The 12,320-nt window shown below is 44.4% G+C and carries 11 protein-coding genes and 1 pseudogene; 6 read left to right on the plus strand and 6 right to left on the minus strand.

Annotated features, from left to right (window positions below; all coding sequences use genetic code 11):
• The first annotated feature begins 208 nt into the window (after positions 1 to 208).
• From AB4384_RS13185 to AB4384_RS13200, 4 genes are all read left to right on the plus strand, one after another.
• Positions 209 to 709 carry a tripartite tricarboxylate transporter TctB family protein gene (locus AB4384_RS13185; protein WP_102320375.1) on the plus strand — a complete coding sequence of 167 codons (501 nt, stop codon included), beginning with the start codon at positions 209 to 211 and terminating at the stop codon, positions 707 to 709.
• Positions 710 to 719: 10 nt separating this feature from the next.
• Positions 720 to 2,240: a tripartite tricarboxylate transporter permease gene (locus AB4384_RS13190; RefSeq protein ID WP_102320374.1), complete on the plus strand. Its 1,521-nt coding sequence runs from the start codon at positions 720 to 722 to the stop codon at positions 2,238 to 2,240.
• 195 nt (positions 2,241 to 2,435) lie between these two features.
• On the plus strand, positions 2,436 to 3,194 hold the full coding sequence (locus tag AB4384_RS13195) for a sulfite exporter TauE/SafE family protein (protein WP_017062287.1): 759 nt from the start codon (positions 2,436 to 2,438) through the stop codon (positions 3,192 to 3,194).
• 255 nt (positions 3,195 to 3,449) lie between these two features.
• Positions 3,450 to 3,641, plus strand: a complete 192-nt coding sequence (locus AB4384_RS13200; RefSeq protein WP_017066914.1) for a hypothetical protein — start codon at positions 3,450 to 3,452, stop codon at positions 3,639 to 3,641.
• Positions 3,642 to 3,758: 117 nt separating this feature from the next.
• Here the strand turns inward: AB4384_RS13200 and AB4384_RS13205 are convergent, their stop codons facing one another.
• A complete protein-coding gene (locus AB4384_RS13205; protein ID WP_010438513.1) occupies positions 3,759 to 4,172 on the minus strand; it encodes a VF530 family DNA-binding protein in 414 nt (137 codons plus the stop codon).
• Positions 4,173 to 4,411: 239 nt separating this feature from the next.
• Here AB4384_RS13205 and AB4384_RS13210 point away from each other — a divergent pair.
• Positions 4,412 to 4,618: pseudogene (locus tag AB4384_RS13210) on the plus strand (metal-dependent phosphohydrolase); the annotation flags it as partial.
• A gap of 135 nt (positions 4,619 to 4,753) precedes the next feature.
• Here AB4384_RS13210 and gnd read toward each other — a convergent pair.
• The 5 genes from gnd to AB4384_RS13235 form a co-directional block, all read right to left on the minus strand.
• Positions 4,754 to 6,202 (minus strand): decarboxylating NADP(+)-dependent phosphogluconate dehydrogenase, encoded by a 1,449-nt coding sequence (gene gnd, locus AB4384_RS13215; protein WP_017059712.1) that lies wholly within the window; start codon positions 6,200 to 6,202, stop codon positions 4,754 to 4,756.
• A 29-nt stretch (positions 6,203 to 6,231) separates the two neighbouring features.
• Positions 6,232 to 6,966: a 6-phosphogluconolactonase gene (pgl, locus tag AB4384_RS13220; RefSeq protein ID WP_017066266.1), complete on the minus strand. Its 735-nt coding sequence runs from the start codon at positions 6,964 to 6,966 to the stop codon at positions 6,232 to 6,234.
• Positions 6,963 to 8,465, minus strand: coding sequence for a glucose-6-phosphate dehydrogenase (zwf, locus tag AB4384_RS13225; RefSeq protein ID WP_017059714.1), 1,503 nt, complete (start codon positions 8,463 to 8,465; stop codon positions 6,963 to 6,965). The genes pgl and zwf overlap by 4 nt, the downstream gene beginning before the upstream one ends.
• 410 nt (positions 8,466 to 8,875) lie before the next feature.
• Positions 8,876 to 9,571, minus strand: a complete 696-nt coding sequence (locus tag AB4384_RS13230) for a response regulator (protein ID WP_017059715.1) — start codon at positions 9,569 to 9,571, stop codon at positions 8,876 to 8,878.
• 66 nt (positions 9,572 to 9,637) lie between these two features.
• Complete coding sequence (locus AB4384_RS13235; RefSeq protein ID WP_102320372.1) at positions 9,638 to 11,290, minus strand: sensor histidine kinase; 1,653 nt, start codon at positions 11,288 to 11,290, stop codon at positions 9,638 to 9,640.
• Positions 11,291 to 11,911: 621 nt separating this feature from the next.
• Here AB4384_RS13235 and AB4384_RS13240 point away from each other — a divergent pair.
• Positions 11,912 to 12,139 carry a hypothetical protein gene (locus tag AB4384_RS13240; RefSeq protein ID WP_009846577.1) on the plus strand — a complete coding sequence of 76 codons (228 nt, stop codon included), beginning with the start codon at positions 11,912 to 11,914 and terminating at the stop codon, positions 12,137 to 12,139.
• Positions 12,140 to 12,320 lie beyond the last annotated feature (181 nt).

Consider the following 12,320-nt stretch of genomic DNA (forward strand, 5'->3'; position numbering starts at 1 on the left):
TCTTTCCTGTTTCGCCGTACATGAGTTAACTAAAACTCCTTTGTTTATTCGTAGTGTATTGCTAAAGCTTGCTGATTCGTTGTAGAAGCAAGTGACTTAACCAAGTCATGTAATTCGCTCACCTTTGGTTAGTGATCCCAGACATTCTTCATTAACTCGCTCATGTGCGGCTTTTTTACTTTTTATACCACCCCAAATGGAGTTGGATATGTCGGACTTACCAACCAAATTTCTGAGTAAGGAATCTTTGCTTTCGAAGGATCGCATCGGAGCCATGATCTTTATGCTGGCGAGCTTGTGCTACGGCTATCAAACCACGCTGATTCCTTTGTTCCCCGGTGACGAGTACGAACCCTTCACAGCAAGAACCTTACCTATCCTGCTAACGTTTATCGGCATTGGCCTTTCGTTGATCCTGCTTATAACCGGACAGCCGGATAAAAAAGTTACATGCGACACTACGCCGCTGAACTGGAAACTGCTGATTGGCTTCTTGGTGTTAATGGCACTGTACGGTGTTGGGCTGACTTATCTTGGCTTTGTTTTAGCAACCAGCTTCTTCTTACTTGCAGGCTTTTACCTGTTGGGTGAGCGCCGCAAAACTGTTTTATTTGGCGCGTCGTTTCCTTTCGTTATCGCGTTCTTTCTTTTATTAACTCAAGGCTTAGATATCTACCTAGAGCCTGGTTTAATCTTCACTCTTTGGTAGGGATAACATTATGTTAGACGGAATTTTACAAGGACTTTCTACCGCTGTGATGCCAATGAACATCATGATGGTAATTGTGGGCTGTTTCGTGGGTACCTTCATCGGTATGCTACCGGGGTTAGGTCCAATTTCAGCAATCGCGTTGATGATCCCGATTACATACGGCCTAGACCCTTCTTCTGGCCTAATCTTGATGGCTGGTGTGTACTATGGCGCTGTATTTGGTGGCTCGACGTCATCAATATTAATCAACGCTCCAGGTTGTTCTTCAACGGTAGTAACCGCATTCGATGGCTACCCGATGGCACAAAAAGGCCAAGCGGGTAAAGCACTTGCACTCGCGGCTTACTCTTCTTTCACTGGTGGCACACTTTCGGCAATCATGCTTTTGATTGCGGCTCCGGCTTTAGCCAGCGTGTCATTGAGCTTCCAGTCTTCAGACTACTTCGCATTGATGTTGTTAGGTTTATCGGCAGTAGCGGCGTTTGCGGGCCCAGGTCAGGTAATCAAGGCATGGATGATGACCATTCTTGGTTTGATGCTGTCTACTGTTGGCATCGACAAAGGCGTTGGTGTTGAGCGTTTCACGTTTGGTCTAACAGACCTGATGGATGGCTTTAGTTTCCTACTTCTTGCTATGGCAACCTTCGCTTTAGGTGAGACTTTAATGGGTATTCTAAAACCAGAGCAAGACACCAGCGCGGAAGAAAGCCAAAAGATGTCGGATATTGGTAGCATGAAGGTCACCAAAGAAGAGTTCAAAGAAGTGGCACCAGTTTCAATTCGATCTTCTATTCTCGGTTTCTTTACCGGTGTTCTACCGGGCGCAGGTGCCACTATTGCGGCATTCCTAAGTTACGGTATGGAGCGTAGCCTCGCGCCAAAAGACAAGCAGAAAGAGTTCGGTAAAGGCAGTATTCGTGGTCTTGTGGCTCCTGAATCAGCAAACAATGCAGCTTCAAGTGGTTCATTTGTACCGCTGTTAACACTCGGTATTCCGGGCTCTGGTACTACAGCAATTATGCTTGGTGCATTGATTGCCTACGGTATTCAGCCGGGTCCTCGCTTGTTCGTTGATCACCCAGACGTATTTTGGTCGGTGATTATCTCGATGTACTTTGGCAACATCGTGCTGGTTATCTTAAACCTACCGTTGATCCCATATATCTCTAAACTGCTAGCGGTACCAAGAACGGTACTACTGCCAATGATCATTTTCTTCTCAATCACAGGCGTGTACTTGGTGTCTTTCAACACGATGGATGTGTTTGTGATGCTAATTGTGGCAATGGCGGCGATAGCGTTAAGGCTGGCCAACTTCCCGCTCGCACCGTTACTGCTTGGCTTCATATTAGGTGGTTTGATGGAAGAGAACTTGAGACGCGCACTGATGATCAGTGATGGTGAACTCAGCTTCCTTTGGGAACGCCCTATCACTATGACCTTCACTATTTTAGCGGTATTGGTTCTATCTAGTCCTATTCTGGTTAAGCTGTTCAAGAGCTTTAGAGCAAAGCCTGTTGAAGTATAAACTTGGCTTAGCCTAGAAAACAAAACGAAATAAAGGGAGCCTCAGACTCCTTTTTTCGTACCAGCTATTTCAAAAAACCACAGCTCTAAGGTGGTAGCAAACTCACAAACCTATCTTTACAACACACATGGCGCTGATATTCATAACAAATTCAAGTAAGGTAACCAGTTAGTTAACGTATTGGATTCTAAAACTATGGATTGGTTGATTCTATTCTTATCAGGGGTGGTTGGCGGTGTGCTTAACTCCATTGCGGGTGGCGGCAGCTTCATCACTTTCCCTGCTTTGTTATTTGCTGGCGTTCCACCAATAGCAGCCAACGCGACCAATACCTTTGCTTCGTGTGCTGGATACATTAGCGGAGCCTACGCTCTGCGCCACGAAATTCAATCTGGTACTAAGCAGCTAAAACTGACTATAGCTTTATGTGTGATTGGCGGTGGTATCGGGGCATTTTTACTGCTGCACACACCAGAAGCTCTGTTCACTCAATCTGTCCCTTGGCTGTTGCTGTATGCTGCTCTGCTTTTCACGTTTGGCGGCACGCTCAATAAATGGCTTAAACAAGCTACAGCAAAACATAAGCACGCCACTAGCGCAGGCGCATTCTTTTCCGCTTTATTACTTTTGATTGTCTGTATCTACGGTGGGTATTTTAATGCAGGTTTGGGCATTGTGACATTGAGCTATTTGGCGCTGGCTGGTTACACCAACATCAACGTGATGAATGGCATCAAACTGCTCGTGTCCGCGTGTGCTTCCCTCGCAGCGATCGTGTTTTTTATCGTAAATGGTTCGATTAATTGGCCGTCTGGCATGGCTGTATTATTGGGTACATTGGTTGGTGGTTATTATTCAGCAAAAGTCTCTCGCCGCATCCCACAACAATATGTTCGTAATACAGTGATCATCGCGAGTTTCTTAATCACCGCTTACTTTTTCTATAATAACTAGGTTTTATGCTAAGTCGGTTTGACACTAATTAAACCCGAAACTGAATCTAATTCTAACTGGAAAACACAGCGGGAAAGCTGACTCTCGCATTACCTATCTCGCTATTTTATTACTTATAAAATAACCGTGTCGATATGTGTGAGACGAGTCCTTCAATTAGTAAATTTGATAACAATTTAGACTGTTTTTTAGCCTTTATTTTTCCAAGGGTGGGATACTTCTCCTGTCGAAAGTGAGACTTCATTAGGAGGCGTTATGAACATTAAACTCGGTCATGTCATGTCATCAAGTCGACTCATTTGCTTTGTCGCTTTTCTTGCTGCCACATTCGCGTGGATCCTAAAAATGCCCGCTCTGTTTTCTGTGTCAGCGCTATTCTTACTTATCAGTGCAATCGTTTATGTCACCGATCTTTGGAAGAATCAAAGAAAGAACCGCGAAGCTTAGCCATTTACGGTTTAAATCGAACGAATTAAAAAAGGAGCTCATAGGCTCCTTTTGTGTTTTTCGCTTATCTAATTAGGCGTACTAATCGTCGACGCCTTATCTAACGACGCCTTCTTATTAACGACGGAAGTTACGACCGTTACCGCCGCGGCGCTCTTTAAATGCAGACGCAGCTTTAGCTTGAGAAGCGTGGATAGACTCAACCGTTAGTTCCATTGGCTCACGAGGCTCTAGCCCATGGCGGAATGTACGTGAACGCGGAGGCATCTGGTATTCGATGTCCGATGCTTTAGGCATGCGCTTGAAACGGTAAAGGTAGAAGTTTTCAACCTTCTCACGAGCCCATTCGGTTTTCTTCAGGTATTTAACTGCGCTTGCCACTGTAGGCTTAGTGTTAAAGCAGTTCATACGCATTGCCGCATCTAAAATTTCCCAACCATAATGATCCACTAATTCAGTGATCATGGTTTCAAGCTTTAAGCCGTGTAGCGGGTTATTTTGTTGCAGTTCGATTCTTTCTTCTTCAGTCATAACATTACCTTTTTCAAGGCAACTAAAGGCCTTGAATTTACTCTAGAACACCGTCATCACTGACCGCTTCTAGCTCAATCATTTGGGCATTATTTCCATTGCCCTTGTTTATGTCTTTATGATGGCATAAAGCATGTGCGTTATCCTATTTATCTTTTCATTTAATTTTAAAATGGTTATTTAACGTCCAGATCATCATTAACAGCACTTTAGTTAAGCAATAGCGCATACGCTATTAACTGGCAGACGTATTCGATGCGTTAATGAGTAAAAGAGCCTATAAACACGCTTGGTCACTGAATGAGGTGATGGCCTATATAGAAGCAAACACTGGTTCAATGTTTGACCCAGAGTGGGTTGAAGCGCCTAAACAAAACCTAGACGGCTTTATGGCAATTCGGGAGCAATACAATGACGATGCTCAGCCGCATTTAATGACAGCTTAAACTATGGCACCTTTGTTATTCAGGCCCAAGTAAGAGAACGTGAACCAACAAAAAAGGATGCCACTGAGGCATCCTTTTGTTTTCTAGTTTGCAGCTGAAAGAACAAATTTGTTCTCTACTGATTCTAACTAACGATTATACGTCGTAAGTTGTAGAAGCAGTATCGCCGCCTGTACCAGTCCAGTTTGTGTGGAAGAATTCACCACGTGGACGGTCAGTACGCTCGTAAGTGTGAGCACCGAAGTAGTCACGTTGAGCTTGAAGCAGGTTCGCTGGTAGACGTGCAGTTGTGTAACCGTCTAGGAAAGATAGCGCAGAAATCGTACATGGCATTGGGATACCAGACTCTAGAGATTTCGCTGCTACTTTACGCCATGCCACTAGGCTGCCTTGTAGGATGTTTTTGAAGTACTCGTCAGAACCTAGGAACGCGATGTCTGGGTTTGCTTCGTACGCATCACGTATGTTGCCTAGGAATGCAGAACGGATGATACAACCACCACGCCACATTAGCGCTACGTTACCGTAGTTTAGGTCCCAGCCGTTTTCGTTCGACGCTTCACGCATTAGCATGAAACCTTGAGCGTAAGAGATGATCTTAGAAGCCAGTAGAGCTTGACGTAGTGCATCAACCCACTCTTGCTTGTCGCCTTCAACTGGAGTGATTGTCTTCTCAAACAAAGCTTCAGCTTCAACACGTTGGTCTTTAAGAGCAGACAGGCAACGAGAGAATACAGACTCAGAGATCAGTGTTAGTGGGATACCTAGGTCTAGTGCGTTGATACCCGTCCACTTACCCGTACCTTTTTGGCCTGCAGTGTCTAGGATCTTCTCAACTAGCGCTTCACCGTCTTCATCTTTGTAGCCAAGGATGTCAGCAGTGATTTCAACTAGGTAGCTGTCTAGCTCAGTCTTGTTCCAGTCAGCGAATACTGCTTGCATCTCGTCAGCAGACATACCTAGGCCATCTTTCATGAACTGGTATGCTTCAGTGATAAGCTGCATGTCACCGTATTCGATGCCGTTGTGTACCATCTTAACGAAGTGACCAGCACCGTCGTTACCAACCCAGTCACAGCAAGGCTCACCAGCGTCAGTTTTTGCCGAGATACCTTGGAAGATTGGCTTAACCGCTTCCCAAGCTTCAGCCGCACCACCTGGCATGATTGAAGGACCGAAACGAGCACCTTCTTCACCACCAGATACACCAGTACCGATGAAGTGGATGCCTTTCTCACGACAATGCGCTACTCGACGGTTAGTGTCTGGGTAGTTAGTGTTACCACCATCAATGATGATGTCGCCTTCGTCTAGAAGTGGGATTAGATTTTCGATGAACGTGTCTACAACGTCACCAGCACGAACCATAAGCATCACTTTACGTGGCGCTTCTAGCTTCTCAACTAGCTCTTCTAGAGAGTAAGCACCAACAATGTTAGTACCTTTAGCTGGGCCTTCTAGGAACTCGTCTACTTTAGCAGCAGTACGGTTATGAGCCACAACTTTGAAGCCGTGGTCGTTCATGTTTAGGATAAGGTTCTGACCCATTACTGCTAGGCCAATTACACCGATATCACCTTTCATTATTTATATCTCCTTGCGGCTATTCGCACTTATGCGATAGCACTTGCTGCATTTGAATCTAGGAACCACTCTGTCTCGCCAGTTTTAGACTGGATTTTCGCTGCCGGGTAAGGCAACTCTGAAGCAGGAGTAGTATGAATTTCTTTAACGATCTCAACTTTACCTGCACCCAGTACTAGGTAGCTGATTCGTTTTGCTGCTTCTAAAACTTTTGCGGTTTTAGAAACACGGATTTGACCAGACTCAGGGTGAGAAGCCAGTACAGACAGGTTCTCATCTTGGTAGTTGGTTGCGCCCGGGAATAGTGAAGCTGTGTGACCGTCTGCGCCAACACCAAGCAGAATCCAATCGAATACAGGCGTGCCGTTTTCTGTTGGGATTACGTCTGCCATCTCTTTTGCGAAACGCTCTGCTTCTGCTTTTGGTTCATCCTCACCACGGATGCGGTGGATGTTTTCAGCAGGAAGGTTTACTTGAGTAAACTCTTTTAGTTTTGAAAATAAGAGCGCGTTTGCTTCACCGAAATTGCTTTCAGCGTCGTCTGGTACAACGCAACGTTCGTCGCCCCACCAGAAGTGAAGGTTATTCCATTGAATACCTTCCGCGTATGGCGCCTGTGCTAAAAGTTTGAAAAGCATTTTTGGCGTGCTGCCACCAGACAGTGAAATGTGAACAGGTTTGCCCTGCTCGCTGTATGCTTTCATTTCATTTGCTAGGTTTTCAACAACCAGTTCAGGCGTTGCAAAGATCTTGTGATTGATCATAGTTCGCAGTAATCCGTGTCTGTTAAGTTTTTGCATGGGAAACGCCATGCGCGGCCATCACGTTGCAGAAGTTCATCTGCTTCCTGTGGGCCCCAAGTACCACAAGCATAGCCAAACAGTGCTTGAGGATCTTGCTTGAAGTCTAAGATTGGTTGAACGTACTTCCAACATGCTTCTACCGCATCGGTACGTGCAAACAGAGTCGCATCACCGTTCAGTGCATCAAGAAGAAGACGCTCATAAGCCGTCAGCATCTGAGTTTCAGGCAAGTCAGAGTAAGAGAAGTTCATTTTCACTTCTTTTGCTTTGAAGCCTGCGCCTGGCTCTTTCAAACCAAAGCTCATCTGAATACCTTCATCCGGTTGGATGCGGATAATCAGCTTGTTCTCTGGTGCATCTTGACCAAATACTGGGTGTGGCGTGTTCTTAAAGTGAATCACGATTTCAGTCACACGTGTTGGTAAGCGTTTACCTGTACGTACGTAGAAAGGAACACCATTCCAACGCCAGTTATTGATGTGAGCTTTCAAGCCGATGTAAGTCTCGGTACGAGAATCATCCGCTACACCATGCTCTTCACGGTAACCTAGTAGGTGCTGACCACGAACATCTGATGCTGTGTACTGACCTAATACTAAGTCTTTACGCAGATCATCTTCTTCTAATGGTTTCAGACACTGAAGCACTTTAACCACTTCATCACGAATAGAATCAGCGTTAATTTGTGCAGGCGGCTCCATACCTACCATCGCTAGCACTTGCAGCAGGTGGTTTTGGAACATGTCGCGAACTGCGCCAGAACCGTCGTAGTATCCGCCACGCTCTTCAACGCCAAGGAACTCAGCACCTGTGATTTCAACGTATTCAATGAAGTTACGGTTCCACAGTGGTTCAAACATCGCGTTTGAGAAACGAAGCACTAGAAGGTTTTGAACCGTCTCTTTACCAAGGTAATGGTCGATACGGTAGATCTGGTGTTCTTGGAAGTGATGATGGATCTCTTCATCCAACGCTTGAGCTGATGCTAAGTCGTAACCAAATGGTTTTTCGATGATCAGACGACGCCAGCCGTTCGATTCATCGTTAAGGCCATGCGCAGCAAGGTTTGCTGGAATCACACCGTATAGGCTTGGCGGGGTTGCCAAGTAGAACAATGTGTTATGGTTTTCGAATTGGTAGTCTTGCTCAAGCTTGTCTAGACGTTGTGCTAAACGAGCATAGTCGTCTACATCTGAAGTATTGATCGCTTGGTAATGCAGATGTTCAATAAATGCATTCAGCGTCTCTGGTTCAGTTTTTTCCATTTCCTGAAGAGACTTCTTCAGCTTCTCACGGTAAGACTCATCGCTGTACTCAGTACGGCTCACTCCAAGAATCGCAAAGGATTCTGGTAGTTGATTGCTAGCATACAGGTGGTATAGAGCAGGAATTAACTTGCGGTAAGTTAGATCTCCCGACGCACCAAAAATAACGATGCTGCTGTTTTCAGGTATTACCATCATCTTTCCTATAAAAACAAGGTTTTTAGTATTCGCCAAAGGTATCAGCGACATACGAAAATAGATAATAGGTCTTAACTATTACATCAATAGTAAGCGCCTATTAAATTTGAGAATGCGTTTGGTAAACGAGGGTGAAAGCTATCACCTCTATTCGGGACAGTATTGTCTATGACTATTTGATTTACATCAACCACTGTGAAAGCAATCGATTAAATATTGACTCATTTCGAACAAATTCTAATCGATAGTTCCGTTCATTTAACCCACGGGTGAAGCAAATCGGCATTCTCAAACAGTGTAGTCAAGAAAGAACGGTATCTGGTCGGTGGAGTGAGCAATAGGAAAGGGAGAAAAAGGTAAAACCAGCTTATTCAACTGGCTTTATATTTATTTTGATGGTGTCGTGTTTATCTTTGCGCTTTGTTGTAGCAGCGCTCCGGGCGACCTACGGTACCGTAATTTAAGTCTGCGACTAACTCACCAGTGGTAATCAAAAATTCTAAATAGCGTCTGGCGGTGGTTCGGCTAGCACCAATTCGTTCTCCGGCTTCATCGGCGGTAATATTAACGGCATCAGCTTGCTGAAAAATGGCTCTGATCTTATCCAACGTTACGCCATCAATTCCTTTGGGCAAGGTTGATACTTTTCCTGAGTCCGCTTTGGCATTGGCTTGCAGCATCTTATCAACCAAACCTTGGTTCAAATCAGACACGCTTTCGAACTCTTGTAACTGTGACTGATACTTCTTCAGTGCTGCTTCCAAACGAGGAAACATGACTGGTTTTAATAGGTAATCCACCACTCCCCCGCGCATTGCCTGCTGCAGCGTATCCACATCCCGAGCAGCAGTAATCAAGATAACGTCGCAGCCTTGATTGCTCCCTCTTACGTGATTAAGAATATCGAGCCCACACCCGTCCGGCAGGTACACGTCCAATAACACCAAATCAGGTTTTAAGATGTCCAGTTGCATGAGCGCTTCAGACTGTGTGGTGGCAATGCCGACCACGTCAAAGCCACCCATCTGTTCTAAATAACGATGGTGTAGCTCTGCAATCGCAATATCATCTTCAATGACCATGACTCTCGTGATTGCGTTCATTTATGTTCTTCCTTTAACCATGCTTTTTCCGTCACGATGATCTTCGCAAGATCGTTTCGTGCTTAATTATTGTTCTTCTTTTGGCAGATAAACCGTCATTCGCGTGCCAAAATCGTGGTTGTCGACCATTTCAAGCTGCCCTTGATATCGGTCTGCCAGCTGCTTTATCAGATACAAACCCACACCACGATTTTGCTTCGCTTTGCTCGATACGCCTTTTTCGGTGAGTGCTTTGGTCGCCAACTCTTTCGGCAAACCGCACCCTTTGTCTTCTACTTCTACGATAATTTCATTACCAAAATCACTGATTGAAACTTCAATAACCCGACGCGCTGGCGCAATTTGACCCTCTTGCTTAATCGCCGTCATGGTGGCGTCAAAGGCGTTATCAATCAGGTTGCCAAGAATTGTGACAACGTCATCCGCGTTTAACCAGCTAGGCAGAGCTTCAAGCCTTGATCCCTTTTCCACTTTAAGCTCTAACCCAATCTCTCGAGCTCGCTCTGTTTTGCCTAAAAGCATGCCTGCAATAAGAGGGTCTTTCACCGTCTCTCTTAAGAACTCAATTAAGCTCTGGTAATGAGCGGTTTCTTGACCAATCAATTGTTGAACAGAGTCCAGCTCGCCCATCTGAATCAAGCCACTGATGGTGTTGAGCTTGTTTTGATGCTCGTGGGTTTGTGAACGCAGTAGATCAGCATATTCTTTGGTTTGTGAGAGCTGGTCTGTTAAATCGTTGATTTCATCTCGTAATCGGAAACTCGATACCGCCCCGACCACCTCACCTGCCACTATAATCGGGCTTCGGTTAGCAATGATTCGCTTATTGTTTAAATACAACTCAACATCGTGGTCGGTGTCGCCGGTTGATAGCAGTTGTTCTAAATCACTGCCTGGCAATACATCAGAAAGGCGCTGTTGATTGAGTGCTTTATCCCTGTCTATCGATAAAATATCGCAGGCACTCTTATTAATTGAACGTAAAATGCCGTGCTTATCGATGCTCAGAATGCCCTCTTTCACGGTACTCATGGTTACATCTAGCTCAACATACAACCGGCCTATCTCTTCAGGCTCAAAGCCCAAAATAGCGCGTTGAAAACGGCGAGATACATAACTCGAAATCAAAGCGTTGACCGCAACCACCAGCAACGCCATCACAATCAAAAAGGCTAAGTAAGGTTCGATTCGATCTTGTAAAGAATCCAATAAGTAACCAACTGACACCACACCAATAACGGTACCTTGGGTGTCTTTTACCGCGGATTTACCACGAACTGAAAAACCCAGCGATCCTTTGGCTGTCGACACATAAGACTCGCCCAATACCAATGCTTTTTGGTTATCGCCACCACGCATGGGTTTACCGAGCCTGTCATCATAAGGGTGAATCAGGCGGATACCTTTATCATCTCCAACAACGATAAACGCCGCGCCAATGAGCTGAGTAAGGTTACGAAATTTAACTTGGGTTTCTTCAGACAAAACGTAGGGAACGCCATTAGGGTCCAACGTTCCATTTTCTTGAATAATGCTGGTGACAAGCGGCGATTCAGATAGAAATTCAGCAACACCTAACGCTTTCAAACCCATCTCTTGTTCTTGAGATTGTTTGATGTAGTAAAAACCAGCAGCTGCAAGAATCAAAAGTTCAACGAGGCCAGTGACCGTCATGATAATCAGTAACCTTTTACGGAAACTGATACTGCTCCATTTCATATTCCACCGTCCCTAGTGTTAGACGATCAATGTTAACACCAAGTTAATCGCATGACCTTTCTAGGGGCGTGAATTTGTGACTGCTACTCAACTAAATAATTGAGCAGATTGTTAATTGATAATCCTTTACGTTGTTCATCTCGATTAATCGTTCATTTTTAGGACTGATTAGCTTAAAAACCAAAATAAACGAATAAATATTGAGCTAGATCACTAAGCTTTTAGGTGTTTTTTAGGTTGTTTAAAATAAATACAATTATAATGGTTGCATATGAAGAAGTTTATTGTTGCTAAGCCATAGGTCATGATTTTCAGACCGCGCTTTGAATCGAAACTTCGATTAACAAAATAGCAACAACCCTTCGCTCGCTGGACGTATCTATAACTAAAAGTTGCACGCTCGCCGTTACGAATGATGAACAAACGGATTAAGTATTCTCCCCTATTCATCCATCGCTATTTCAAACTCGGCTAGCCAGACAACGAAGAGGTGACTGATAAAAGCATCACCCAATAATAAAACATTGATGAGCAGGAGGTATCGATCAGTCAGTGGCAACGTCCAATAGAAACAGGATAACAAACATAACGTATAAACATTGTTGAAAAGGAAACAAGGCAATGAAACGCGATAACTTTGGAATTTGTCTTACTAAGACTATGCTGTTCAAACACTTACAATCGACTTTTACTCACGTAAGAGCCTATGAGAAAGATGGCACCTCCCCACTCGATCTCAAGGTATTGTTAGCATTCCCGCAAATGTCAGGGAGAGATTTATTACAAACAATGCAAGGTTCAAGACAATTGGTATGGCGCGCCGATCACCATTGTCCTAGCTTTAAATAAGCCACTTCATTTTGTAAAAACACTTCTATACTGAACTTAAAGAGCACGCTTATGCGTGCTTTTTAAGTTTCATTTATCTTTGATATTCACGTCACTCAATCTTATTTACACTTGATTAACGAGTTATGAAAATTTCTATTCATATGAGACAATCTATTCAAGACAAATGACTATCGCCCTG

Origin of the sequence: Vibrio sp. 10N.261.51.A4, assembly GCF_041471945.1 — a bacterium.
Classification (GTDB): domain Bacteria; phylum Pseudomonadota; class Gammaproteobacteria; order Enterobacterales; family Vibrionaceae; genus Vibrio; species Vibrio crassostreae_C.